The 24,793-nt window shown below is 70.9% G+C and carries 28 protein-coding genes and 1 pseudogene; 19 read left to right on the top strand and 10 right to left on the bottom strand.

Annotated features, from left to right (window positions below; genetic code table 11):
* Positions 1-10: 10 nt before the first annotated feature.
* Positions 11-778, bottom strand: a complete 768-nt coding sequence (locus Q9S36_RS18855; RefSeq protein ID WP_311286452.1) for an SDR family oxidoreductase — start codon at positions 776-778, stop codon at positions 11-13.
* Positions 771-2,153 (bottom strand): GntP family permease, encoded by a 1,383-nt coding sequence (locus Q9S36_RS18850; protein ID WP_311286451.1) that lies wholly within the window; start codon positions 2,151-2,153, stop codon positions 771-773. The genes Q9S36_RS18855 and Q9S36_RS18850 overlap by 8 nt, the downstream gene beginning before the upstream one ends.
* A 167-nt stretch (positions 2,154-2,320) precedes the next feature.
* On the opposite strand from Q9S36_RS18850, the gene Q9S36_RS18845 reads away from it, so the two are divergent.
* The 6 genes from Q9S36_RS18845 (at position 2,321) to Q9S36_RS18820 (ending at position 7,111) form a co-directional block, all read left to right on the top strand.
* Positions 2,321-3,025: an FCD domain-containing protein gene (locus Q9S36_RS18845; protein ID WP_311286450.1), complete on the top strand. Its 705-nt coding sequence runs from the start codon at positions 2,321-2,323 to the stop codon at positions 3,023-3,025.
* A gap of 147 nt (positions 3,026-3,172) precedes the next feature.
* On the top strand, positions 3,173-3,454 hold the full coding sequence (locus Q9S36_RS18840) for a metal-sensitive transcriptional regulator (RefSeq protein WP_311286449.1): 282 nt from the start codon (positions 3,173-3,175) through the stop codon (positions 3,452-3,454).
* Positions 3,455-3,482: 28 nt separating this feature from the next.
* Positions 3,483-3,770 carry a heavy-metal-associated domain-containing protein gene (locus Q9S36_RS18835; RefSeq protein ID WP_217528798.1) on the top strand — a complete coding sequence of 96 codons (288 nt, stop codon included), beginning with the start codon at positions 3,483-3,485 and terminating at the stop codon, positions 3,768-3,770.
* On the top strand, positions 3,767-5,944 hold the full coding sequence (locus tag Q9S36_RS18830; RefSeq protein ID WP_311286448.1) for a heavy metal translocating P-type ATPase: 2,178 nt from the start codon (positions 3,767-3,769) through the stop codon (positions 5,942-5,944). Before Q9S36_RS18835 ends, Q9S36_RS18830 begins: the two co-directional genes overlap by 4 nt.
* A gap of 224 nt (positions 5,945-6,168) precedes the next feature.
* The gene (locus tag Q9S36_RS18825) at positions 6,169-6,597 is read left to right on the top strand and encodes an SRPBCC family protein (protein ID WP_311286447.1); all 429 of its coding nucleotides are present in this window, start codon (positions 6,169-6,171) and stop codon (positions 6,595-6,597) included.
* Between the two features lie 82 nt (positions 6,598-6,679).
* Positions 6,680-7,111, top strand: coding sequence for a hypothetical protein (locus Q9S36_RS18820; protein WP_311286446.1), 432 nt, complete (start codon positions 6,680-6,682; stop codon positions 7,109-7,111).
* Position 7,112: 1 nt separating this feature from the next.
* On the opposite strand, the gene Q9S36_RS18815 is transcribed toward Q9S36_RS18820, so the two are convergent.
* Both Q9S36_RS18815 and Q9S36_RS18810 read right to left on the bottom strand, forming a co-directional pair.
* Positions 7,113-7,850: an SDR family oxidoreductase gene (locus Q9S36_RS18815; RefSeq protein WP_311286445.1), complete on the bottom strand. Its 738-nt coding sequence runs from the start codon at positions 7,848-7,850 to the stop codon at positions 7,113-7,115.
* Between the two features lie 23 nt (positions 7,851-7,873).
* The gene (locus tag Q9S36_RS18810) at positions 7,874-9,427 is read right to left on the bottom strand and encodes a cryptochrome/photolyase family protein (RefSeq protein WP_311286444.1); all 1,554 of its coding nucleotides are present in this window, start codon (positions 9,425-9,427) and stop codon (positions 7,874-7,876) included.
* A gap of 94 nt (positions 9,428-9,521) precedes the next feature.
* Here Q9S36_RS18810 and Q9S36_RS18805 point away from each other — a divergent pair, with 94 nt between their 5' ends.
* Positions 9,522-10,514, top strand: a complete 993-nt coding sequence (locus tag Q9S36_RS18805; protein ID WP_311286443.1) for an alpha/beta hydrolase — start codon at positions 9,522-9,524, stop codon at positions 10,512-10,514.
* A 152-nt stretch (positions 10,515-10,666) separates the two neighbouring features.
* On the opposite strand, the gene Q9S36_RS18800 is transcribed toward Q9S36_RS18805, so the two are convergent.
* Positions 10,667-11,068 carry a hypothetical protein gene (locus tag Q9S36_RS18800; protein ID WP_311286442.1) on the bottom strand — a complete coding sequence of 134 codons (402 nt, stop codon included), beginning with the start codon at positions 11,066-11,068 and terminating at the stop codon, positions 10,667-10,669.
* A 133-nt stretch (positions 11,069-11,201) separates the two neighbouring features.
* Here Q9S36_RS18800 and Q9S36_RS18795 point away from each other — a divergent pair, with 133 nt between their 5' ends.
* From Q9S36_RS18795 to Q9S36_RS18765, 7 genes are all read left to right on the top strand, one after another.
* A complete protein-coding gene (locus tag Q9S36_RS18795; protein ID WP_311286441.1) occupies positions 11,202-11,852 on the top strand; it encodes a GNAT family N-acetyltransferase in 651 nt (216 codons plus the stop codon).
* Positions 11,853-11,915: 63 nt separating this feature from the next.
* Positions 11,916-12,290, top strand: coding sequence for a DUF2256 and DUF3253 domain-containing protein (locus Q9S36_RS18790; protein ID WP_311286440.1), 375 nt, complete (start codon positions 11,916-11,918; stop codon positions 12,288-12,290).
* 1 nt (position 12,291) lies between these two features.
* On the top strand, positions 12,292-12,744 hold the full coding sequence (locus Q9S36_RS18785; protein WP_311286439.1) for an MSMEG_6728 family protein: 453 nt from the start codon (positions 12,292-12,294) through the stop codon (positions 12,742-12,744).
* Between the two features lie 237 nt (positions 12,745-12,981).
* Positions 12,982-13,431 carry a DUF805 domain-containing protein gene (locus tag Q9S36_RS18780; protein ID WP_311286438.1) on the top strand — a complete coding sequence of 150 codons (450 nt, stop codon included), beginning with the start codon at positions 12,982-12,984 and terminating at the stop codon, positions 13,429-13,431.
* Positions 13,432-13,473: 42 nt separating this feature from the next.
* Positions 13,474-13,635: a hypothetical protein gene (locus Q9S36_RS18775; RefSeq protein WP_217528769.1), complete on the top strand. Its 162-nt coding sequence runs from the start codon at positions 13,474-13,476 to the stop codon at positions 13,633-13,635.
* A gap of 63 nt (positions 13,636-13,698) precedes the next feature.
* Positions 13,699-14,985, top strand: coding sequence for a Na+/H+ antiporter NhaA (gene nhaA, locus Q9S36_RS18770; protein WP_311286437.1), 1,287 nt, complete (start codon positions 13,699-13,701; stop codon positions 14,983-14,985).
* Positions 14,982-15,320 carry a DUF6804 family protein gene (locus tag Q9S36_RS18765; protein ID WP_217528765.1) on the top strand — a complete coding sequence of 113 codons (339 nt, stop codon included), beginning with the start codon at positions 14,982-14,984 and terminating at the stop codon, positions 15,318-15,320. The genes nhaA and Q9S36_RS18765 overlap by 4 nt, the downstream gene beginning before the upstream one ends.
* 111 nt (positions 15,321-15,431) lie before the next feature.
* Here the strand turns inward: Q9S36_RS18765 and Q9S36_RS18760 are convergent.
* A pseudogene (locus tag Q9S36_RS18760) lies at positions 15,432-15,557 on the bottom strand (aldo/keto reductase family oxidoreductase); the annotation flags it as partial.
* A 23-nt stretch (positions 15,558-15,580) separates the two neighbouring features.
* Here Q9S36_RS18760 and Q9S36_RS18755 point away from each other — a divergent pair.
* Positions 15,581-15,838: a hypothetical protein gene (locus Q9S36_RS18755; RefSeq protein WP_311286436.1), complete on the top strand. Its 258-nt coding sequence runs from the start codon at positions 15,581-15,583 to the stop codon at positions 15,836-15,838.
* A gap of 5 nt (positions 15,839-15,843) precedes the next feature.
* Here the strand turns inward: Q9S36_RS18755 and Q9S36_RS18750 are convergent, their stop codons facing one another.
* A complete protein-coding gene (locus Q9S36_RS18750; RefSeq protein WP_311286435.1) occupies positions 15,844-16,716 on the bottom strand; it encodes an oxidoreductase in 873 nt (290 codons plus the stop codon).
* 134 nt (positions 16,717-16,850) lie between these two features.
* On the opposite strand from Q9S36_RS18750, the gene Q9S36_RS18745 reads away from it, so the two are divergent.
* A complete protein-coding gene (locus tag Q9S36_RS18745) occupies positions 16,851-17,276 on the top strand; it encodes a helix-turn-helix domain-containing protein (protein ID WP_311286434.1) in 426 nt (141 codons plus the stop codon).
* 130 nt (positions 17,277-17,406) lie between these two features.
* Here Q9S36_RS18745 and Q9S36_RS18740 read toward each other — a convergent pair whose 3' ends face one another.
* Positions 17,407-18,222: an EI24 domain-containing protein gene (locus Q9S36_RS18740; RefSeq protein ID WP_311286433.1), complete on the bottom strand. Its 816-nt coding sequence runs from the start codon at positions 18,220-18,222 to the stop codon at positions 17,407-17,409.
* A 220-nt stretch (positions 18,223-18,442) separates the two neighbouring features.
* Between Q9S36_RS18740 and Q9S36_RS18735 the strand changes: the two genes are divergently transcribed.
* Together Q9S36_RS18735 and Q9S36_RS18730 are read left to right on the top strand one after the other, a co-directional pair.
* Positions 18,443-19,822, top strand: a complete 1,380-nt coding sequence (locus Q9S36_RS18735; protein WP_311286432.1) for an APC family permease — start codon at positions 18,443-18,445, stop codon at positions 19,820-19,822.
* 58 nt (positions 19,823-19,880) lie between these two features.
* Entirely contained in the window at positions 19,881-21,131 is a 1,251-nt protein-coding gene (locus Q9S36_RS18730) for an FAD-binding protein (protein WP_311286431.1), read from the top strand.
* Positions 21,132-21,510: 379 nt separating this feature from the next.
* Here Q9S36_RS18730 and Q9S36_RS18725 read toward each other — a convergent pair whose 3' ends face one another.
* Entirely contained in the window at positions 21,511-22,929 is a 1,419-nt protein-coding gene (locus tag Q9S36_RS18725; protein WP_311286430.1) for a DUF222 domain-containing protein, read from the bottom strand.
* Between the two features lie 357 nt (positions 22,930-23,286).
* Positions 23,287-23,532 carry a hypothetical protein gene (locus tag Q9S36_RS18720; protein ID WP_311286429.1) on the bottom strand — a complete coding sequence of 82 codons (246 nt, stop codon included), beginning with the start codon at positions 23,530-23,532 and terminating at the stop codon, positions 23,287-23,289.
* A 199-nt stretch (positions 23,533-23,731) separates the two neighbouring features.
* Here Q9S36_RS18720 and Q9S36_RS18715 point away from each other — a divergent pair, with 199 nt between their 5' ends.
* A complete protein-coding gene (locus Q9S36_RS18715) occupies positions 23,732-24,739 on the top strand; it encodes an SDR family oxidoreductase (RefSeq protein WP_311286428.1) in 1,008 nt (335 codons plus the stop codon).
* The last annotated feature ends 54 nt before the right edge of the window (positions 24,740-24,793 follow it).

Here is a 24,793-nt window from a genome sequence, read left to right as displayed (position 1 = left end):
GCTCCTCGGGTCAGACGACCGCGGTCATGCCGCCGTCGACGAACAGGTTCTGTCCGTTCACGAAGTCGCTCGCCGCCGAGGCGAGGAACACCAGCGGTCCGCGGAGCTCCTCGACCTCGCCCCAGCGGCCGGCCGGGGTGCGCTGGGCGACCCAGTCCGAGAAGTCGGCATCGGCGACGAGCGCCGCGTTCATCTCGGTGGCGAAGTACCCCGGCGACAGCGTGTTGACCTGGATGCCGTGGCGCGCCAGATCCGCGGCCATTCCGCGGCTGAGCTGGGCGATGCCGCCCTTGCTGGCCGCGTACGGCGCGATCGTCTGCCGCCCGAGCAGCGACTGGACCGAGGCGATGTTGATGATCTTGCCGGAGCCGCGCGCGATCATGCCGGGCGCGACGAAGCGCGACACGTAGAAGGCGCTCGACAGGTTGCTCGAGATCACCGCATCCCAGTCCGCGACGGGGAACTCCGCGAAGGGCGCCCGCCGCTGGATCCCGGCGTTGTTGACGAGGATGTCGGGGGTCCCGACCCGCTCGACGAGCTCACCGATCGCGGCCTCGACGGCCGCGGCATCCGTCACGTCGAACAGGGTCGTCTCGGGACGGATGCCGGTGCGCCCGGCGATCGCGTCGGCGCTGCGCTCCGTCGCCTCGGCGTCGCGGCCGTGCACGATCACGCGGGCGCCGGCCTCGGCGAGGCCCACGGCGAGGCTCTGCCCGAGCCCCCGTGACGATCCCGTCACGAGGGCCAGGCGGCCGGTCAGGTCGAACAGGTCAGACAAGGGACACCAGACCGAAGATCCCGAGCACGATGAGGAAGCCGACGAGCGACTCGAGGGCCTGCTGCACGGTCCACGTCTTGAGCGTGGTCTTGACGTCCATACCCATGAGGCGGCCGACGAGCCAGAAGCCCGAGTCGTTCACGTGACCCGCGAAGACGGAGCCGGCCGCGGTGGCGAGGACGATACAGGCGACCTGCAGCGGGTTGAAGCCGCCCGACACGACGGCCGGGGCGACGAGCCCCGCCGCGGTGACGAGGGCGACGGTCGCCGAGCCCTGCGCCACGCGGAGGAGGACGGCGATGATGTAGGCGGCGAAGATGACCGGAACGCCGATCGAGGCCAGCGAGTCCGAGAGCGCGTCGCCGATGCCCGAGGCGCGCAGGACGCCGCCGAACATGCCGCCGGCGCCGGTGATGAGCACGACCGAGCAGATCGGTCCGAGAGCGGACTCGACGACCTTGTCCAGCGCGCTGCCGCCGACACCGCGGCGGGTGCCGAGGACGAACAGGGCGACGAGGACGGCGATGAGCAGCGCGACCTGGCTCGTGCCGATGAGGCCGAGCGCCTGCACCCAGACGGCGGTGCCGTCGACGGCTCCCGACGAGACGAGCGCGGCGGACCCGGTGTTCAGGAGGATCAGGACGAGCGGGATGGCGATGACGCCGATGACGGTGCCGGCCTTGGGCGGGTTCGTGGGTTCGACGTCCTCGCCGAACAGGCGCGGGATGGCGAGCGGGATGCGGCGGTCGACGAAGCGCGCCCAGAGGTAACCGCTGAGGTACCACGTCGGGATCGCCACGACGAGACCGATGAGAAGCACGAGCCCGAGGTTGGCGCCGTAGGTCTCGCTCGCCGTGATCGGACCGGGGTGCGGCGGCACGAAGACGTGCATGACCGAGAACGCGGCGGCGGCAGAGATGCCGTAGAGCAGCATGTGCTTGCCGCCGATGCGGCGGGCGACGGCGAAGATGATCGGCAGCATGACGACGAGCCCGGCGTCGAAGAACATCGGGAAGCCCATGAGGAGCGACGCGACGCTCAAGGCGATCGCGGCGCGCTTCTCGCCGAAGACCGCGACCATCTTCTCGGCCAGCACGCGGGCGCCCCCCGAGCTCTCGATGAGGGCGCCGAGCATCGCGCCGAAGCCGACGAGGAGCGCGACCGTGCCGACGGTCGAACTGAAGTTGTCGATCAGCACCTTCCCGATGCTGCCGACCGGGATGCCGGTGGCCAGTGCCGTCAGCAGCGAGACCAGCACGAGCACGATGAACGCGTGCAGGCGGACCTTGATGATGAGCAGCAGGATCAGGGCGACCGCTCCGGCCGCGATCAGAAGCAGGGGCACTGCTCCGAGTGTTTGCGTCCACTCGTCCATGGGTGTGTTCTCCAGTGAATCGTCCCGACGCCGGGGCCTTTCCCGGCAGCGAGCCCACGGTGTCACATAAGTAGTACCTTTCGCAAGCGATAAGTAGTACTTTTGTCGCGGCCATCCAACGACGCCGCGCGGGGCGGGTAACGTGACACTCGCAACGAAGGACACCGATGCCCACGCCCGTCACCACCGCATCCCATGCCCACATCGTCGAGACCCTTGGTCGACGCATCGTGGGGGGAGAATTGCCCGCGGGCACCGGTTTGACCTTGGCGGGTCTCGAGGAGACGTTCGCTGCGTCCCGAACCGTCGTCCGCGAGGCAGTGCGCGTCCTCGAGACGCACGGGCTGCTCACCTCGCGTCGCCGGGTCGGGATCGTCGTCCGCCCTCTCGCGGAGTGGGACGTGCTGAACGCCGACATCATCGAATGGTCGCTCGACAGTTCGCGCCGGCGGGATGTCCTCATCGAGCTCACCGAATTGCGCATCGCGGTCGAGCCGGTTGCCGCCCGCCTGGCGGCGGAGCGCGCCGACCCGGTCGAACGCGAGGAGCTGCTCCGCTGGGCGACGCTGCTCAGCGATCTCGGCGGGAAGGGCCTCGGCGACTCGCCCGAGTACCTGGATGCCGACATCGCCTATCACCGGCTTCTGCTGCGCGTGTCGGGCAATCCTCTCTTCTTGAAGCTCAGCGACCCGATCGCCGAGATCCTGCGTGGCCGGGCCGTCCGAGGACTCACGCCCGGAGTGCCGCGCGTCGGCACGCTCGAAGCGCACCTCGCGACGGCGCAAGCGATCCACGACGGGCGCGGCGCGGATGCCGAGGCGTCGGCGCGCGAGCACCTGACGCTCGTGTCGGACGAGGTCGAAGGGGCCTGATCCGGAGTCTGGGGACCGCGGCCGCGGCCGCGGCATCCGCTCGCCTGTCACGAAGTGCGGCTCCGCGCGACGCGTTGTGACAGGGGAAGGGATGCCGTGACCCCAGACGCCTTGACGTGAATACCCTAGGGGGGTACCGTATCCGGCGTGAACGGGTACGACGCGAACAAGGACGACCTGCAGAAGCGGCTGCGCCGCGTCGAGGGGCAGGTGCGCGGCATCGCCTGCATGGTCGACGAGGACAAGTACTGCATCGACATCCTCACCCAGGTATCGGCCGCGACGAAGGCGCTCGAAACCGTCGCGCTCTCGCTGCTCGCCGACCACCTCAGCCACTGCGTCGCCGAGGCGAGCGCCGAAGGCGGTCAGGTCGCCGCCGACAAGATCCGCGAGGCGAACGACGCGATCGCCCGTCTCGTCCGCTCCTGAACCCGCTCCTGAACCTGGAGGAAACACCATGACCGAACGCATCCAGCTGGGCCTCACCGACGTCTCCGCATCCGCGACGCCTGCCGCCCCGGCATCCGCTGTCACCGAGGAACTGCTCGTCACCGGTATGACCTGCGGCCACTGCGCCGCGAGCGTCCGCGAGGAGCTCTCCGAGATCGACGGCGTCGAGGCCGTGACCGTCGACCTCGTCGCCGGCGGCACCTCGCACGTCACCGTGCACAGCGCGACCCCCCTCGACGACGACGCCCTGACCGCCGCCATCGAGGAGGCCGGATACACCCGGGTGTCGGCGTGAGCGCCACCGACGTCGAACTCGACATCTCCGGGATGACGTGCGCCTCGTGCGCCACCCGGATCGAGCGCAAGCTCAACAAGCTGCCCGGGGTCGAGGCATCCGTCAACTACGCCACCGAGAAGGCGCGCGTGCGTGCCGAGGGCGTCGAGACGGCGCAGCTCATCGCGACGGTCGAAGCTGCCGGCTACGCGGCGACGGTGCCCGCACCCGAGCCCGAGACGACGGAGGCGGATGACGAGACGAAGCCGCTCCGCAATCGTCTGCTGATCAGCGCCGCCCTGTCGTTGCCGGTCGCGCTGATGTCGATGATCCCGGCGCTGCAGTTCGAGTACTGGCAGTGGCTCGCGCTGACCCTCGCGGCTCCCGTCGCGGTGTGGGGCGCGTGGCCCTTCCACCGGGCCGCGGCCGTCAACCTGCGCCACGGCGCCGCGACGATGGACACCCTCATCAGCCTCGGCGTGATCGCCTCGTTCGGCTGGTCGCTGTACGCCCTGTTCTTCGGCGGCGCGGGGATGCCCGGTATGACGATGTCCTTCACGCTCGTCGGCGCGCCGCGGGCGGGCGGGCACGAGATCTACCTCGAGGTCGCCGCGCTCGTCACCGTCTTCATCCTCGCCGGGCGCTACATCGAGGCTCGCGCGAAGCGGGCGTCGTCCGAGGCGCTGCGCGCGCTGCTCGAACTCGGGGCGACGGATGCCGCGAAGCTGCAGAACGGTGTCGAGACGCGCGTGCCGGTCTCGCAGCTGGTCGTCGGCGACACGGTCGTCGTGCGTCCGGGCGAGAAGATCCCCTCGGACGGTCTCGTCACGGCAGGGATGAGCAGCGTCGACGCGAGCATGCTGACGGGTGAGTCGATGCCCGTCGAGGTCGCGGAGGGGTCGCGCGTCGTCGGCGCGACGATCAACGTCGGCGGACGCCTCGAGGTGCAGATCACCCGGGTGGGTGCCGACACCGAGCTGGCGCGGATGCGGCGGCTCATGGAAGAGGCGCAGACCGGCAAGGCCGAGGTGCAGCGCCTCGCCGACCGGGTCTCGGCCGTCTTCGTCCCCGTCGTGATCGCCCTCGCGCTCGTCGCCCTCGTCGGCTGGACGATCGCCGGCGCGCCGTGGGAGCTCGCGTTCACCGCCGCCGTCGCGACGCTCATCATCGCCTGCCCGTGCGCGCTGGGTCTCGCGACCCCGACCGCGCTGCTGGTGGGAACCGGGCGCGGGTCGCAGCTCGGCATCCTGATCCGTGGACCTCAGGTGCTCGAGCAGACCCGCACCGTCGACACGATCGTGCTCGACAAGACCGGCACCGTCACGACCGGACGCATGAGCGTGACCGAGGTACTGCCGTCGGGCGTCTCGCGCGAGGAGCTGCTCGCCGTCGCGGCGGCGGTCGAGTCGGGGTCGGAGCACCCCGTCGCGCGGGCGATCGTGGCAGCGTCGACGCCGGGGGGTGTCGAGTCGTTCCAGTCGCACGCCGGGTTCGGCGTGCAGGGTGTCGTGGAGGGAGCGGCGGTCGTCGCCGGGCGTCCGTCGTGGCTCGCGGAGCAGTGGGCCGTCGCCGTGCCTGCGGATCTGCCCGAGGGGACGGTCGTCGCCGTCGCCCGGGATGGGGAGTACCTCGGTGCGATCGTCGTCGCCGACACGGTGAAGCCCACGAGCGCCGCGGCGATCGCCCGGTTCCGTGAGCTCGGTCTCGAGCCGATCCTGCTGACCGGCGACACCGCCTCCTCGGCAGCGCGGGTCGCCGCCGAGGTCGGGATCTCCCGCGTCGAGGCCGGGGTGACTCCGGCGGGAAAGCTCGACGCGATCCGCCGGCTGCAGGGCGAAGGCCGGGTCGTCGCGATGGTCGGCGACGGTGTCAACGACGCCGCGGCGCTCGCCGCCGCCGACCTCGGGATCGCGATGGGTGGCGGGACGGATGCGGCGATCGCGGCATCCGACATCACCGTCGTCTCGGGCGATCCCCTCGTCGTCGCCGATGCGGTGCGGCTCGCGCGGCGGACCCTCGGGATCATCAAGGGCAACCTGTTCTGGGCGTTCGCGTACAACGTCGCCGCGATCCCGCTCGCGATGGCCGCGCTGCTCAACCCGCTCGTGGCCGCCGCCGCGATGGCGCTGTCGTCGGTGTTCGTGGTGACGAACAGCCTGCGCCTGCGCGGGTTCCAGGCGGTGGGGCGGGGCTGAGGCGGGGCGCTCGGCCGGCGTTCGCGGGCGGGGCGTTCGCGGATGCAATGGATGCCGCGCGACACGCCGCGCCCCGGCATCCGTCCCCGGCGTGTCGCCTCGGATCTGTTGCATCGGTGAACACTTGAGGCCGCGACAGGCGCCCCACGGCCGCCGCGCCCCGGCATCCGTCCCCGAGACGCCGCACGCGTCGACCCCCATCGGATCCCACCTAGGGTGAGGACATGTTCACCGTCACCGAGTCCGTCACGATCGACCGTCCGGTGGACGAGGTGTTCGCCTTCTTCACCGAGGGGCGCGCCCGCTGGGACGAGTCGGTCATCTCGGAGGAACTGACCTCGCCTCCGCCCGTCGGCGTGGGGTCGACGCTGCACACCCGGATGCGGGCGGTCGGGCGCGAGTTCGCGTTCGACTGGCGGGTGACCGGGTACGAACCGGGCACCCGCATGGCGATCACCAGCACCAGCGGCGTCATGGCGACGTCGTCGGAGCTGACGTTCGCGGACGCGAACGGTGCGACCCTCGTGAGGGTGGGCATCGAGGCGGAACCGACCGGCGTCATGCGCCTCGCGCAGGCGATGATCGCCGGCGAGGTGCGCTCCACGCTCACGGCGTCGCTCGCGAAAGCCAAGCGCGTGCTCGAGCAGGGCTGACGACCCGGCGTCATCCTTCCGACGGACACGGATTCCTCGCGAGGCCGATGATCGCGGCGCGGCATCCCCGTAGACAGGGAGCATGAACCGCGCACTCGCCGCCCTGTCCCTCGCCCTCCTCGCCGCCGGCCTGACCACAGCGTGCGCGCCGACGTCGAGCGACATCGAGGAGCGTGTGCTCGGCACGGTCGCGGCGGGGTCGACCCTCACCGTGACCGACCTGCTCCCCGAGGAGGGGGCGAAGCGGTTCACGGTCGCCTGTCCGTACGAGACCGCCGCGGATGTCGCCGCCCGGCTCGACGTCGACGCGAAGGCGGTTCCCGACCTCTCGGACCGCGACGACGCTCAGGCGCTCGTCGTCGTGACGGCGGACGGGATCGACGCGAGCGAACTCCCGCGCGATCGGGTCGACTTCTGCTCGACGGGCGGCGCATGGCCGGCCTACTCGGGCGACGCCGACGACACGCTTGCCGTGACGCGGAACGACGACGACGTCTACGACGTGACCCGCTGACCTATTTCACGAGCGGGCGGATGGTCGTGAACCCGCCGTCGACCGGGATCACCTGACCGGTGATGCGGGCGGCATCCGTCGACAACAGCCAGTCCATGACCGCCGCCACGTCGTCGGCGCTCTGCACCCCGCCCAGCGGGTACTGCTTCTCGGCGCCCTCCCGCTGCATCGGGACGCTCAGCATCCCGGCCGTCATGGGGGTGTCGGTCATGCCCGGAGCGACCGCGTTGACTCGGATGCCGCGGCTCGCATACGTCGCGGCAGCGCTGCGCACGAGCGCCTCGACACCGCCCTTCGCTGCGGCGATCGCCTCGTGGTTCGCGACGCCGATTCGCGCGACGACGGAGCTCGCGAACACCGCGGCACCGGGCTCCTTGCCGGTCGCCTCGAGCCAGGCCTGCAGGATCCAGATGCTGCTCTCGAGGTTCACCCGCAGGATGTTGCGCGCCGCGTCGGCCTTCGTGCGGTGCAGCGGCGTGATGAGCGTGCTGCCGACCGCGTGCGCGAGCCAGCCGGGCGCGTCACCCAGCTCGGACCGGCACCCTTCGAGTGCGGCGGCGGCACCCTCGGGCGTTGTCACGTCGGCCTCGATGTGCGCGTCCGCCTCGACGGCGGTGAGGGATGCGGCATCCCGCCCCACCGCGGCGACCCGCAGCCCGCGTGCTCGCAGCCGGGCGACGAGGGCGCTGCCGACGCCGCCGCGGGCACCGGTGACGAGGGCGATGTCGGTCGAGGTCATGATGTCTCCTTGCTCGGGTGGGGTCAGGCGTGGCTCGGAACGGGGACGTCGCCGCGGCGGATCGCGTCGGCGCGTTCGCGGATGCCGGTGATCTCGTCGTCGTCCAGGCGTGAGACGTTCTTCACCTGCAGCGACATGCGGTGGTTGGCGGCGAGCGGCTCCTCGTGCCGGATGAGGTAGTCCCAGTACAGGGTCGTGAACGGGCACGCGTCGTCGCCGACCCGCTTCGCGGGATCGAACGGGCAGGTCTTGCAGTACGGGCTCATACGATCGATGTACTTGCCGGTCGCGGCATACGGCTTGCTGCCCATCAGACCGCCGTCGGCGTACTGGCTCATCCCGAGGGTGTTCGGCAGCTCCGCCCACTCGACCGCATCGACGTACACCGCGAGGTACCAGGCGTGCACCTCCTTTGGGTCGACGCCGAGCAGCATTGCGTACAGACCCGTCACCATGAGGCGCTGGATGTGGTGGGCGTACCCGTTCTCGAGCGTCGTGCCGATCGCGTCCTGCAGGCACACCATCGCGGTGTCGCCGGTCCAGTAGAAGTCCGGTAGCGGCTCGAACGCCTCGAACGCATTCCGCTCGAGGTATCCGGGCATCTGCGTCCAGTAGATCCCGCGGACGTACTCGCGCCAGCCGAGGATCTGGCGGATGAACCCTTCGACGGCCGCGAGCGGCGCTTTCTTCGCGCGATACGCCGCCTCGGCCGCGGCGACGACCTCGCGCGGCGTCAGCATCTTGAGGTTCATCGACGACGACAGGTGCGCGTGCCACAGCCACGGCTCGCCCGGCCACATCGCGTCCTGCGTCTCACCGAAGCCCGGCAGCCGCTCGGTGACGAACAGGTCGAGCGCCTCGAGCGCCTGTGCGCGTGTCACCGGCCACGCGAACGAGTCGAGCGAGCCGGGATGGTCGCCGAACCTCTTCTCGACGAGGGCGATGACGTCCCGGGTGATCTCGTCGGGTTCGAATCGCGCGCGCGGCGGGACGAGCCCCGGCCCCTGCTTCGGGAACGCCTTGCGGTTATCGGCGTCGTAGTTCCACTGCCCGCCGAGCGGCTGCCCGCGCGTCGTCATCAGGACGTCGTGCTTCTTGCGCATCTCGCGGTAGAAGTACTCCATCCGCAGCGCCTTGCGTCCCTCGGCGTGCGCGGCGAACTCCGCGACGGTGCTGAAGAAGTGCCGATCCTCACGGATCTCCAGCGGGATGCCGGTGGTCTCGGCGACCTCGCGGAGCGCTTCCCGCACACGCCACTCCCCGGGCTCCGTCACGATGAGCCCCTCGGGCTTCAGCCTCTTCAGGTCGGCGGCGAGCTGCTCGGCGAGCGATCCCCGGGTCCCGCGGGCGTCGAGCTTCGCGTAGTGGAGGGGGCGCCCGGCATCCGTCAGTTCGGCGGCGAAGTGGCGCATGGCGGCGAGGAAGACGGCGGTGCGCTGCTTCGTGCTCCACACGTGCTCGGATTCCTCGGCGACCTCCGCCATCCAGACGGCATCGCGAGCCGCGTCGAAGTCGTCGAACGCGCTCGACTCGTGGTCGAGCTGGTCGCCCAGCACGATGACGAGGTGGCGCAGCATGGCGCCAGCGTAGGAATGCCGCGGACCGATCCCCAGCGCTTGTGCGCGGTGCGGCCCTGCGCTAGCGGCGCGCGCGACCTGGCATCCTGGGGGCATGCCCGCGACAGAGGACGCCCCCGACGTCGACGTCGAGCACGTCGGCCACGGCGATCGCCGCACGCGGGTCACGCGGGTCGAGACCACCGCGGGCGACGGCGGCCGCCCGTTCGTGCTGGTCGCGGGGGTCGGGGTCGCGGCGACCTATTTCGAGTTCCTCGCCCCGTCGCTCGCCGAGCACGGCGACGTCTTCGCCCTCGATCTTCCGGGCTTTGCCGGGATGCCGCGCCCCGGCGACCAGCCCACGGCCGAGTTCTTCGCCGATCGGGTCGAGGAGGTGCTCGACCACTACGGGCTCGGCGACCCCGTGATCATCGGCCACTCGATGGGGACGCAGATCGTCACCGAGGTACTCATCCGCCGGCCGCAGCTGCGTCACGCCGTGCTCGTGAGCCCCGTGGTCAACGACCAGGAGTCGTCGCTCCCGATCGTCGCGCTCCGCTTCGCGCAGTCCGCCACCCGCGAGACGTTCCACCTCGCCATGACGGCGCTGTCGGCCTACGTCCTCTGCGGTTTCGTCTACTTCGTGCAGGTGCTCCCGCACCTGCTGCGCTACCGGCTGATCGAGCGGATGCCGCTCGTCGAGGCATCCGTCCTGTTGATCCGCGGCGAGTACGACGCGACCTCCCCGCGCCGGTTCCACTCCCGGCTGGTCGCCGTCGCCCGGCGCGCGCGCCGCTGGGAGATCCGGGGAGCGGCGCACTCGATCATCAACGCGCACGCCGTGGGTGCCGCCGACCTCATCGTGAAGCACGCGAACGACTCACTCGCCCCGAAGGGACGGATGCCGGCCGAGCAGGCGGTCGTCCCCCCGCCGCCGCACGCGGGACTCGACATCGTGCTCAGCGCGATGCGCGAGCGCTTCGCCGAGTGGTGGTCCGCCGCCCGCGGCGACGAGGCGGGCGTCGAGCGCGCGAAGGAGCGCCACGCGCGCATCCTCTGGCGCGCCTACACCCGCTCGGGCCAGGACCCCCGCCGCGGCGCACGCTGACCCGGCGTCGCCCCCCGCGCGCCGCCCCTCTCCGCCGAATCACCACACCCGTGCCGAGTCACCTCGCAGATGTCGCCACACGGGTGGTGATTCGGCAGCCGGATGGTGATTCGGCGACGGATGCCGCACCGACCCACACGCGGCCGTCCTGCTCAGCCGGCGGCGCCCCACACGTCGAGCACCCGCTCGCGGGCCGACGCGACGGCGGCGGCGACCGCACCGGTCACGACGACCTCGCCGCCGAGCGTCGAGGCGACGAGCTCGGGCGCGGGCAGGTCGAGGTCGGTCGGCAGCGAGCGCCGCGCGGCGGCGACCACCTCGGCGACGCCGTCGGCGATCGCCCCCGAGACGACGACCCGTTCGGGGTCGAACATGCTGCCCAGCACGCTGACGATGCGGGCGAGCGCGAGGCCCACCCGAGAGAGGGCGGCGCGGATGCTGCGGATCTCGGCGACCGTGCCGGGGATGTACCAGGTGACCACCGGGTCGACGCGGAAGGGCGAGTCCCACTGGGTCGTCGGGCGCGCGGGACGCCCGTGCCTGCGGTGCGGCACCCGCATCCTCGTCCGCAACGAGGTCGCGAACGACCTCGAGCGTCGCCGCACCTGGTGGTGCCCGCGCTGCCAGCCGGAGTGTGACGCCGTCATGTGAAGGCGCGCCGCCCGCCGAGACGGGTAGGGTCCCGGCATGGAACTCGAGGAGATCTGGCCGCTGTTCGAACTCTCGATCGGCACGCCGAATCTGACCCTGCGCCCCGTCCGTGACGTCGACCTGCCGGGATTGGTTCAGGCGGCGGCGGACGGGGTGCACGACCCGGAGCGGATGCCGTTCGGCGTTCCCTGGACCGATGCGGATCCCGCTGATCTTCCCCGGAACCTGGCCGAGTACCAATGGAGTCTTCGCACCAGAGTGAACCCTGCACACTGGACAGTCGCGTTCGCCGTCCACGCGAACGGCCGTGTTGTGGGTTCGCAAGACCTGTCTGCGTATACCTTCGCCGACCGGCGAACCGTCAACACGGGCTCCTGGCTCACCAGGTCTGCTCAGGGCCGGGGCTGGGGAACCGAGATGCGGGCGGCGCTGCTGATGTTCGCGTTCGACGTTCTCGGGGCGGAATGGGCGGAATCCAGCGCAGCGTCCTGGAACGAGGCGTCCCTCGCCGTGTCCCGCAAGCTCGGGTACGAACTCAACGGCGTGACGCGCGTCGTCCCTCGGCAGGGTGAGCCCGTAGATGAACAGCGGGTTCGGTTGCATCGGGACGCCTTCATCCGACCTGACTGGTCCATCGCCGTCTCCGGCGCGGAGTCCGTCCGCGCCCATCTCGGCGTCCTGACCTGACAGGCGCAACTCGGACGGCGCAACCCCTTCGCCGCCACCCGCCGTCCGACGTAACGTCGCGGCATGGCTTCCACCCGGGCACCCAAGACGTGCGCCTCGTGCGGGCGCGAGATCCAGTGGCGCAAGAAGTGGGATAAGACCTGGGACGACGTGAAGTACTGCTCCGACGCGTGCCGGAAGCGCGGCATCCGTCCCGTCGACGAGAAGCTCACGCGGACGATCGTCGAGCTGCTGGATGCGCGGGCCGCGGCGGCGACGATCTGCCCGTCCGAGGCGGCGAGAGCGGTCGGCGGCGACGACTGGCGCGACCTCATGGAACCCGCCCGTCGCGCCGCGCGGCGGCTCGTCGCGGCCGGCGAGGTCGAGATCACGCAGCGGGGGCAGGTCGTCGACCCGTCGACCGCGAAGGGACCCATCCGCATCCGGAAGGTCCGCTGACGTGCAGACCTTCGTCCCGTACGCCGACCTCGCCCGCGGCATGGCCACGCTCGACACGAAGCGGCTCGGCAAGCAGCGCGTCGAGACCCTGCAGGTGATGCGCGCGCTCACGATCCCGGACTACGGCTGGCGCCACCACCCGGCGGTCGCCATGTGGCGCGGGCACCGCGCGGCGCTCATGGTCTACCAGGACCTCACGGTCGACGAGTGGGTCCGGCGCGGCTTCGCCGACACGACCCGGCCCTCGACCCTGGCAACGCTCGACGAGATCGCCGAGGACGGTGTCGAGTACCGGTCGGGGACGGTCCGGATGCCGCCCTGGTTCGGCCGTGAGGACGTCCACCGCTCCCACCGGTCGAACCTGCTGCGGAAGGACCTCGAGTACTACCGCGCGCGGGGCTTCGACGACCCCGACGACCTGCCGTACGTCTGGCCGACGGCGGACGAGGCCTGAGTCAGGCGGATGCCGCCCACGCCCGCACCTGCGCGATGAGGTCCGTCTTGCGTGCGGCATCCGCGAACTCTGTGTGTGTGCGGGCGGGGGGATGCGCCTCTGTACATGAGAGGGATCCGACCGGAAGTCGTCACGAAAAAGTCCGGCATCCGCCACGATGGACCCACGCAGTCGACCGCGCTGGAGGAACCGATGTCCTACGCCCCGCCCCCGCCGCCTCCCCTATACGGCCAGCCGATGCCGCCCGCCCCGGGCCCGGGCCAGCCGCCCCTCGAATGGCCCCACTACGGGGCGTCGTTCACGCAGGCGTTCGTCCGGTACTGGAAGAAGTACGCGACCTTCACGGGTCGCGCCAGCCTCAGCGAGTTCTGGTGGATGAGGCTCGCCTACTTCCTCATCGTCCTCGCGCTCGTCGTCATCATGATCGGCGGCGCGCTCGTCGGCGTCTCGTACGACCCGATGACCGGTGAGAGCCAGCCGGGCCCCCTGATCGCGGTCGGCGGCATCCTGCTGTTCCTCTTCATCGTCGCGACGATCGTCCCGGATGCCGCTCTCACGTGGCGTCGGCTGCACGACGCAAATCTGCCGGGACCGCTGTTCTTCCTCTCCCTCGTCCCCGGCGGCGGCATCGTCCTGCTCGTCCTGACGCTGCTTCCGACGAACCCTGCCGGCCGTCGTTTCGGCTGAGGCAGCCGGTCGAGGCGCGACCCGCGCCGGTACGATGGAGGTGTGACGATCACGGCCCGCTACCGCCTCGAGCGCGCGCTGCCGTCGGCGATCGGCATCCGCGCCCTCACCGCACCGCAGCATCCGGGAACCAACGGATGGGTGAGCGAATGGGGCACCAACGCGCACGGCGAGATCGCCGGCTGCCCGCCGTCGGGGGCCTGACGCGCACCGCTCGACGGTGCGTCCTCAGCGACCCCTGATCACCGACGCGGAAAGCGATCCGTCATGTCCACTTCCCCCTCCTCCCGCACGGCGCCGCACGAGATCTGGCGCGGCATCCGTCAGACCGTGCAGACCGACACCTTCGGCGGCATCCTGCTGCTGGCTGCGACCGTCGCGGCCCTCGTCCTCGCCAACTCGCCCGCCGCGCCCTGGTACACCGGTCTGCGCGAGACGTCGTTCGGACCCGAGGCGCTCCACCTGCACCTGACCGTCGCGCAATGGGCGGCCGACGGACTGCTCGCGATCTTCTTCTTCGTCGTGGGTCTCGAACTCAAAGAGGAGATCGTCGCGGGGCGGCTGCGCTCGCCGCGCATCGCCGCGGTCCCCGTGATCGGCGCGCTCGGCGGTGTCATCGTCCCGGCGCTCATCTTCACGGCGTTCACGGTGACCGCACCCGGTGACGCGGTGCGGGGCTGGGCGATCCCGACGGCGACCGACATCGCCTTCGCCATCGCGGTGTTCGCCGTCGTCGCGAAGGGGCTGCCGCCCGCGCTCCGTGTCTTCCTGCTGACTCTCGCCGTCGTCGACGACCTCTTCGCCATCACGATCATCGCCACCGTCTACACCGACGACCTGCAGCCGGTGTGGCTCGCGGCGGCGATCGTCCCGCTCGTCCTGTTCGGGCTGGCGGTGCGGCGCGGCATCCGTCACTGGTGGGTGCTGATGCCGCTCGCGATCGTCACCTGGGCGCTCGTCCACGCATCGGGCGTGCACGCGACGATCGCCGGCGTGCTGCTGGCCTTCACCGTCCCCGCGACGGTGACGCCGCGAGCGCGGGTGCAGGTGGGGACGGATGCCGACGGCAGCCCCATCCACGATGCGTTCACTGCGCACTTCGCCGACCGCTTCGGTCCGATCTCGACGCTGGTCGCGATCCCCGTGTTCGCGTTCTTCTCCGCCGGGGTGACCGTCGGCGGCTGGGACGGGCTGGTCTCGGCCTTCGGCGATCCGGTGACCCTCGGCATCCTGGTAGGGCTCGTCGTGGGCAAGCCGGTCGGCATTCTGCTCGCGGTGTTCCTGCTCACGCGGGTGCCGTCGGTGCGGCGGACGTTCGAACTGCGATGGGGCGACATGCTCGGCGTGGGCCTGCTCGCCGGCATCGGGTTCACGGTCGCGCTGCTCGTCGGCGAGTTGTCGTACGGCGTCGGATCGCTCCAGGACGACCACGCGAAGATCGGCATCCTCAGCGGGTCGGTCATCGCTGCGATCGTCGGTGGCGCCGTGCTCGCCGGGCGCGCGCGACGCGTGCGGCAGACTGAGAGCGCGTCCCCGTCCCCAGGAGCCCCATGAGTCGCACGCAGCCGACACCCGCGATGTACCAGCGCAACGCGCTCGCGCCGAGCCTGCTGGCGGCGGCCGTGCTGTTCGTCGCGCCGGCGCTGCTCGAGAGCGACTGGTTCCTCACCGTCCGGTTCGTCGCCACGATCCTCGCCCTCATCATCGGATGGTTCGCGGTGCAGGCGAGGCACTGGTGGTGGGTGCCGATCATGCTCGCTGTCGCGGTGATCTGGAACCCGATCTTCCCCTTCGCGTTCTCGGGTGCGATCTGGAGCGCTGCCCAGGTCGCGGCCGCGTTCGTCTTCCTCGCCGCCGGCGCGACGATCAAGATCCGCCGCCAGACCTGACTCAGCGGAGGTCGAGCGTGACCTGCGGGTGGTCGGCGAACACGTCGAGCACCCGTTCGAAATAGGTCAGGACGGCCCCCGCGCGCAGGTCGTCGTAGTCCGCCATCCGGCTCAGGGCACCTTGTGGCCCGCCGCCGAGATGAGGCCGTACCACTCGGCGCGGGTGAGGGGGATGTCGGAGCCGGCCGCGGCATCCGTCAATCGCTGCGGCGTGGTCGTCCCCAGCACGACCTGGATGGACGTTCTACGCCCACCCCGCGATGCCTCAGGATGCGTTCTACGCCCGCATCTCGCGCTGGGTGGCCCCCGGCGGCACGCTCCTGATCGTCGGACACGACCACGCGCACCCCGACGGTCCTCCCGCCGACGCGGTCACCGGACCGGAACGCGTGCGCGGTGTCCTCGCCGAGGACCTGTGGCGGGTGCGGACGGCGGAGACGCGACCCCGGAACGTGCTCAGCCCCTCCGGCGCGGAGCGGGTGCTGCACGACGTCGTCGTCACCGCCGTCCGACGCTGAGCCCGTCAGCCGCCGATCGCGTCGAGTTCGGCCACGTCGTCGTCCGAGAGGACGAGGGATGCCGCAGCGAGGTTCTCCCGCAGGTGCGCGACCTTCGACGTCCCCGCGATGAGGAGCAGGTTGGGTGAGCGCTGCAGCAGCCAGGCGAGCGCGGTGACCATGGGCGTCGTGCCGAGGCGGCTCGCGACACGCGAGAGCGCGTCGGACTGCAGCGGGCTGAAGCCGCCCAGTGGGAAGAAGGGCACGTAGGCGATGCCGGCCGACGCGAGCTCGTCGATCAGAGCGTCATCCCACCGGTTGGCCAGGTTGTAGAGGTTCTGCACGGCCGACACCTCGCCGAGGCCGCGGGCGTCGGCGACCTGGTCGTGCGTGACGTTGCTCAGCCCCACCCGGCGCACGAGTCCCTCCTGCTGCAGGTCGAGCATCGCGCCGAACGCCTCGGCGAGCGATCCGGGCTGGGGGCCGGTCGCGTCACCCATGCGCAGGTAGACGAGGTCGAGGCTGTCGACGGCGAGATCGCGCAGATTCTCGTGGACCTGCCGCCGGAGGTCCTCCGGACGCCGCGCGGTGGGCCAGCCGCCGTCGGCGCTGCGGTCCGCACCGACCTTCGTGGCGATCAGCAGGTCGCCGGAGTAGGGGTGGAGGGCCTCGCGGACGAGTGCGTTCGTGACGTGGGGGCCGTACGCGGCGCTGGTGTCGATGTGGGTGACGCCCTGCGCGACCGCTTCGCGCAGGACGGCGAGGGCGCAGTCGCGGTCGGCCGGCGGGCCCATGACGCCAGGTCCGGCCAGTTGCATCGCGCCGTAGCCGAAGCGTGCGATGGTGCGGTCGCCGATCGTCCAGGTTCCTCCGGGGAGTGTGGACACGGGTGCGGTCATGGGGATCGCCTTTCTGGTCTGGGGGAGGGGCTGGTGTTCCGGCCCCGCGTGCCCCATTCTGGAAAAAGCACTCTCTTTCGGGAAGTAGGCACCCGAAAGTGCGTAACTCCCCCAGATGATCCTGAGGACATTCCATGGCGACCACGACGGCGGCCCGGCGGCGGGCTGAGGACAAGGCGGCGTACAACGCCTTCTTCGAGATGTGTCCGAGCAGGCAGCTGCTCGACCGGCTCTCCGACAAGTGGGTGGTCCTGATCCTCTGTGCGCTGGGGGGCGACGGCCCGGCCGGTGACGGCGGGGCGACGACGATGCGCTACTCGGAGCTCGCCCGCGTCATCGCGGGCGTCAGCCAGAAGATGCTCACCCAGACGCTCCGGGCGCTGGAGCGCGATGGACTCGTCACCCGTACGGTCACCCCGACCGTGCCGGTCACCGTCGACTACGCGCTGACCGAGCTCGGCGTCTCGCTCCATCGCACGACCCGTCTCGTGCGCGCCTGGGCGCACGAGAACATGGATGCCGTCCGCGAGAACCGCGAGCGCTACGACGCCGCGTCGTGACGATCGTCATATCGGCGCGGCAGGCGTCGTAGAGCTCGCGGATCGCCGCGTCGGACATCCTCGATCCGCATCATTCCGGCGACGACGTTGGGGACCCGCTGATCGGTGGGACCGAGAGGGACGAGGCGCATCATGCTCCGCTTCCGGACCGCGTCGGCGCGGTCGACTCCTCAGCCTGGCTCATGGCTGCGCGCCTGTCGAGCAGGGTGCGCGCGAGCACGGTGGACCCGGCGACCGCGGCGGGCATCGCGATGACGGCGCCGAGCGGGACGAGGAAGCACAGCTGCGTCGCGACGCCGAATCCCAGCACCCGCGCGCGCTGACCGCGGCGCAGGTCGCGGCGGGCCGCGGCATCCAGCCCCCGCGCTGACAGCGCGCGCGAGGTGAGTTCGTCGGCGAGCAGCCAGCCCGTCAGGAAGGCGGCGACGACCGCACCCAGGGCGGTGCCGATCAGCGGAATGAGCCCGACGAGTCCGGCGACGATCGCCGCGAGGAGCCCGCGGAGGATGAGCCCGACGCTGTCGCGGATCGACCGCCAGAACCCGTAGTCCGACTCGGGCGGCGCGTCACCGAGGTGCTGCTCGACCGATCGCCAGATCCGCTCGTAGAACGGGTCGCCGACGAGCAGCGTGAGCGCGGTGAACGAGACGACCGCGAGGACGATCGCGCCGCCGAGCAGGGCCGCGCCGATGCCGAGCCGGACGAGGGATGCCGCGACCTCGGCCCAGTCGTCGGCGAACGGGGTGAGCGCGTCGACGATGTCGCGCAGGAAGACGACGAGGGTGATGATCCCCGCGAGCAGCAGGATGCCGACGATCGCCGCGGGGATGAGGCCGAGCGCCATCCGGCCGGGCAAGCGCCTCCAGAACGCGAAGCCGCGACCGAGGTCGCCGACCCCGCGGAAGAACGAGGCGACCGGGCGCGGCGCGTGCGGGGGAGTCGTCATGCCCCCATCCTGCCCGGTCGCCGATCTCGAACCGACGCGAACCGTCGCTTCCAGCGCCGGATGACCGCCGTTGGCGTCGGCTCGGCGGCGAGGGGCGCTGCGCGAGGTGCTCAGACAGGCGGTTCTGCTGCAGGATCAGGTCGTCGGGGTCGCGCACGCACAGGAGAACCCGCCGCGATAGGGGTTGCATCCCACGCGCTGTCTCGGTTGGAGTGGTGCGATGACAAACGACACGTCGGCTCCCCTCGCCCAGGAGAAGCCCGGTCTGAAGCGCGCCGTCGGCACCTGGTTGCTGTTCGCCTTCATCGTGGGTGACACCCTCGGCGCCGGCATCTACACACTGGTCGGCACGATGGCGACCGACGTCGGCGGTGTCATCTGGCTGCCGCTGCTCATCGCGCTCGTCATCGCGCTGCTCACGGCCGGCACCTACGCCGAGCTGATCACCAAGTACCCGCACGCCGGCGGCGCGGCGCGCTACGTCGACAAGGCGTTCGGCATCCCGTTCCTGTCGTTCCTCGTCGGCTTCCTCATGATGGCCTCGGGCATCACGACGGCCGCGGCGCTCGCCAACGCGTTCGCGGGCGACTACTTCAGCGCTCTGTTCGACATCCCGCCGATCCCGGTCGCGATCTGCTTCCTCCTCGTGCTGACCCTCATCAACCTGCGCGGGGTGAAGGAGTCGCTCGCGACGAACATGGTCGCGTCGATGATCGAGGTCTCGGGACTCATCCTCGTGATCGTCATCGCGGCCATCGTGTTCGGCAGCGGGGGAGGCGAGCCGTCGCGCATCTTCGAGTTCGCTCCCGATGTCGCACCCCTGCAGGGCGCGTTCGCGGCATCCATCATCGCGTTCTTCTCCTTCCTCGGTTTCGAGGCGGCGGCGAACATGGCCGAGGAAGTCAAGAACCCGTCGCGGTCGTACCCGCGAGCACTGTTCGGCGCGATCCTCACGGCCGCCGTCGTGTACCTGCTCATCGCGATCGGCGCGGTCATCGTCGTCGAACCGTCGAAGCTCGCGACGTCCTCCGGTCCGCTGCTCGAGGTCGTGACCGCGAGCGGTCTCGCGGTGCCGGGATGGCTGTTCAGCCTCATCGCGCTCGTCGCGATCGCCAACGGCGCGCTGCTGTTCATGGTGATGGCGAGCCGTGTCGCCTACGGTCTCGCGGAGTCGGGTCTCATGCCGCACGCCTTCGGCAAGGTGCTGCCGAAGCGGCGGACGCCGTGGGTCTCGATCATCGTCGTCGCCGGGGTGACGATGCTCCTCACGGTGGTCGGCGACATCTCGACGCTCGCCGAGACGACCGTGCTCCTGCTGCTCCTCGTGTTCCTGACCGCGAACGTGAGCGTGCTCGTGCTGAAGAAGGACAAGGTCGAGCACGAGCACTTTTCGGTGCCGCGCATCGTCCCCATCCTCGCCATCATCGCCAGCATCGTGCTGCTCACCCAGCAGACCGGCCTGGTCTGGCTCGCCACCGCGGGATACGTCGTCGTCGGAGCGATCCTGTTCTTCGTCGCGCGGTTCAGCCGTCGCCGCGGCGACCGCAAGATCGCCGCGCGCACCGGCGCGATCCCGACCGTGAAGGGGTTCCGCGACTGAGTGCATGGATCCGCGGATGCAGGGCTGACCCCGTGCGGGCGCGCCTAGGCTGGCACGCATGAGCGACGACGCCGGCCTCAACTGGTCCCGCAACATCCGCTACTCGGCAGAGCGCGTCGTCGCCCCGACGACGGTCGACGAGCTGCGCGAGGTGGTCGCGGCATCCGCGTCCGTGAAGGCCCTGGGTTCGCGGCACTCGTTCACCCGCATCGCCGACACGACCGGCACGCTCGTGTCGACCGCCGAGCTCGACCTGCCGATCCAGGTGGATGCCGCGCAGCGCCGTGTGCGCGTCGGCGGCGGCGTCCGCTACGGCGAGCTCGCGCAGGAGCTCGACCGGCAGGGGTGGGCGCTCGCCAACCTGGCCTCGCTGCCGCACATCTCTGTCGCCGGCGCGGTGAGCACGGGCACGCACGGGTCCGGTGTCGCGAACCGGTCGTTGGCCGCGGCGGTCACGGGGCTCGAGCTCGTCACCTCGACCGGCGACCTCGTGCGGCTCAGCGAGACCGATGAGACCTTCTACGGCGCCGTCGTGGGGCTCGGCGCGCTCGGCATCGTCACGACGGTGGAACTCGCGATCGAGCCGACCTTCGAGGTCGCCCAGACGGTCTACGAGAACGTGCCCGTCGAGGCTGTGCGGACGGCGTTCGACGTCATCGCCGGGTCGGCGTACAGCGTCTCGCTCTTCACGACGTTCCGAGAGGAGGCCTACGTCGACCAGGTGTGGCGCAAGGAGCGCACGGATGCCGCGGCGACACCGATCCCTGCGGCGCTGCGCGATCGCGAGGCGTCCGGGGCGCGGCATCCGCTGCCCGGGGTGTCCGCCGCGTCGTGCACGGTGCAGGGCGGCAAGGCGGGACGCTGGCTCGACCGGCTGCCGCACTTCCGCCTCGAGTTCACCCCGTCGAACGGTGAGGAGCTGCAGTCCGAGTTCCTGCTGCCGATCGCCGACGCGGTCGCCGCGTTCGACGCGGTGCGCGGGCTCGCCGACCGGTTGAAGCCTGTACTGCAGGTGTGCGAGGTGCGCACGATCGCCGGCGACGAGTTGTGGCTGTCGCCGAGCTCGGGCCGCGACTCGGTCGCGTTCCACTTCACGTGGACCGCCGACGAGGCCGGCGTCGCTGAGGTGCTGCCCGAGCTCGAAGCGGCGCTCGCGCCGTTCGACGCGCGACCGCACTGGGGCAAGGTCTTCACCCCGCGCGACCCCGCCGAGCTCTACCCGCGCTGGGCGGACTTCGTCGCTCTGCAGCGCGAGCTCGACCCGCGCAGCGCGTTCGTGAACGACTACCTGCGCGCGTTCGGGGTGTAGTCCGCGCGGGCTGCACGGTTGCGTGGGGTGGCGGTGTGGAGTCGACTCGATGGTTGCGTGGGGTCGAGTCGGGCTCGATGGTCATGCGGGGCCGGGTCGGGCAGCGGTGCAGAGTCGGGTCGCCGGTTGCGCGGTGCCGCGTCGGGCCTGATGGTTGTGTGGGGTCGAGTCGGGCTCGATGGTTGCGCGGGATCGCTCGGGTTCGATGTTTCCGTGGGGTCGCTCGATGGTCGCGCGGTGCCGGGTCCGGCTCGATGATTGCGCGGGTGGGTCCCGAGGGTTGCGGGCCGGCCCGACGAGAGCCCGCGCTGGCTCAGCGGTCAGCGAGACCGCGTGGGTGGTAGTCGGCGGCAGTTCGGTCGTCGAACCGTCGTCGACTTCAGAAGGGTGCGGGTTCCGCTGGTGCGGTCGGTGGTGGTGGTGCGGCAGGGGTGAAGGCGACGGCCGGTGTCGGTGCGTCTTCTCTGTAGATCCTGCCGAGGGGTGAAATCCATTCGAGGACGCCACCCTTCAGTTGTCGCACCCTCCACGCGGTGAACTGCTTCATGGAGTGGTGCCGTTGGCACAGATGAGCGAGGTTCGACAGTTCTGTTCGTCCGCCGAGGGCGTGATCGTGCGTGTGGTCCACTTCGCAGCGGATCGCCGCGACGCGGCAACCCGGGAACCGGCAGTGCTGGTCACGGGCTTGCAGGAATCGTCGCATCCCGGACGGGACGCGGTACGAGTCGGTTGCGACCGTGACCCCGGTGGTCGGGTCGTGGAACAAGCGCTCCCAGACGTGGGTGCCGCCCGCGAGCGTTCGGGCCGTGGCAGGGTCGATCGGGGAGCGGCCGGTGAGGTCGCACGGCCCGTCGTCCTCGCCGGTGAGGGTGGCGGCGGGGATGAGGATCTGCACGCGGGCGCGGATCGCGCCCAGCGGGCCTGCGCTGGTGTCGCGGGTGTCGTCGAGCGCGGGTGTTCCCGCGAGGAGGAGGTCGGCGAACACGTCCGCCCGGACCTGATCGGTGGAGCGCTGGTCGGTCGCGATGATCGCGGCGTCGTCGTCATCGCGGTCACCGTCAGTGTCGCCGTCACCAGTGCGTGTCGCGGCGGCTTCGCGCCCGAACGCGACATCCGCCCCGCCGCGCGCAGCGCCGCGCTCGTCGCGGGTGTCGATGGTCGCCCGCGCTTGCTGCGTCAGCCTGTCGTGAATCCCCTCCGCAAGCACTGTCGGAAGGGTCGCGATCAGGTCGCTCATCCCGTCCCGCCCCGGCACGATCCGCACGCACCGCGTCGCGGCGGCTTCCTCGTGGCGTTCCGCGAACGAGCGCGGGTGCATCCGGTGCGCGAGAATTTCGAGCTCGCCTCGCACCCGGTTCGGAGTATCACGCTCGCACCGTGAGATCGCGACGTGTTCGAACTCCGCCCACATCTCCGCGGGAAGGGTGATCCCGGTCTCGAGAATCGCGATCGCATGACCGCGCACGATCCGCCCCTGCTCCCACGCCTCGACCGTCGCGGGAAACCCTTCGATCAACGTCCGCGCTTCCCCGATGCGGCGTTGGACGGTCCGATCGGTCACGCGCATCACACCGCCGACCTCGGCCGCGATCGACCGCAACGCCATGTCGTGAACCTGCACCCGGGCGTTCCGCTGCGCAGTCTGCGCCTCGGCCAGACGGCCCGCCGAGGCCAGTGCGCGCAGTTCCTCGATCTGCGCCGCAGCGATCCGTCGAGCTGCGGAATCGACGTCCGCGACAACTCCCGCCAGGGCAGCGAGATAGTCCTCGCCACCGGGGGTTTGCGCCGCATCCGTCATACCTGCACTCTGCCACTAGCCACCGACATCCACCCCGGCAAAACAGGCCCAGATCACACGATGTGAACGTCCCGAGGATGAGAGTTCTCTCATCCTCTTCGGCCCGCCCCGAGCGGCTGCCGAGACCTTCGGGTCGCCGCGATACCCGAGAACTCGGTCTACCCGCCGTCGCAGGTGCGGGGTGCGGCAACCTCAGGCCCGAGTGAATCGCGGTCCGAGGTCGACCGCATCCCCGACGAGGAGGTCGTCGAGATGTGGCGTCAGGCCGGTCGGTTCATCCTCGACGAGCTGATGGGAGTCTGGGAGATGGTCGACGCGAACGACGCCGCGCGCCCCCACCGCTCGCGCCGTGCTGAGTCACCCCTCGTCGGTCTCGATCTCGCCGTTCGCGATCGCGTCGGCGTAGGTGCGGATGTCGGGGCCGGGCTCCCAGTCGATGAACTCGTCCTTCAGCCTGCCGGTGAGCGCGGCGTACGCCTCGTCCGAGGACATCCCGTCACCGGAGCGGGCCAGGTCGACGACGGCCTCCCGCAGCACCCGGTCGGCGTCGTCGAGGATCTTGCCGCGTGCTTCGTCGTTCCAACGGATCTCTGAGCTCTTCATGCCGCGACGCTAGCCCGACGGGCGGATGCCGCATCCCGGCTTGCTTTCTCGACCTCGATGCGCTTGCCCTGTACCTCATCGCCGCGACCCTGGCAACGGCATCCCGACCCTCCGCGGGAGAGCGAAGGATGGAGGCAGCGGCAGAGGCCCGCCTCACACGGGTCCCCCGCCCGGTCGGGCCCCCGCGGAGGAGCCGGTCGTGAGCAGCACCACATCCCGAGGCGTCGCCGTCGTCACCGGCGGCAGCGCCGGACTCGGCCGCGCGATCGTGCGCGAACTCGCCGCCCGCGGCTGGGACGTCGCCGTCCTCGCCCGCGGATTCGAGGGAGTGGATGCCGCCGCCACCGAGGTGCGCGCCAAGGGCCGCCGCGCGCACGGCATCACCGTCGACGTCGCCGATCACGCCGCCCTCGAGCTCGCGGCGGCCGAGGTCGAGGCCGAGCTCGGCGAGATCGACCTGTGGGTGAACAACGTCATGTCCGGCTCGATCGCCCCCTTCCTCGACACGACCCCCGAGGACTACGAGCGTGCGACGCAGGTCACCTACCTCGGCACCGTCAACGGCACGCGCTCCGCGCTGCGACGGATGCGGGGGCGCGACCGCGGCCACATCATCCAGATCGGCTCGGCCCTCGCCCACCGCGGCATCCCGCTGCAGGCGGCGTACTGCGGGTCGAAGCACGCGATCCACGGCTTCACCGACTCGGTCGTGTCCGAGCTCACGCACGAGGGGAGCGCCGTCGCGGTCTCGATCGTCGACATGCCCGCGCTCAACACGACGCAGTTCGGGTGGGTGAAGTCGCCGTTCTCGAAGCACCCTCAGCCGGTGCCGCCGATCTTCCAGCCCGAGGTGGGCGCCCGTGCGGTCGCCGACGTCGCCGACAAGCCGCGCCGCCGCACCTGGGTGGGGGAGTCGACGGTCGGCCTCGTCCTCGGCACGCGGGTGGCGGGCCGGTTCATGGACTGGTACCTCGCCAAGAACGCGTGGGAGGGTCAGTTCGCCGACGACAAGGGCTCGTCGACCACCCCGCCGAACCTCTACGAGCCGGTCGCCGGCGATCACGGTGCGCACGGCGCGTTCGACGACCGCGCGCGCGGCGAGAGCCTGCAGACGCGCGCGCTGCGCCACCGGAAGGGACTGTACTCGGCGGCATCCGTCGTCGGGGCCGCCGCGGTCGCGGGCGCGGTGAAGCTCCTGCGACGCTGAACCCCGCCCCCCCAGACCCCCTGACCCCGGGGGCCGGCCGCGGGTAGCATCCCA

The organism is Microbacterium sp. ARD31, from assembly GCF_031844425.1.
This window is presented reverse-complemented; position numbering and strand designations above follow the sequence as displayed.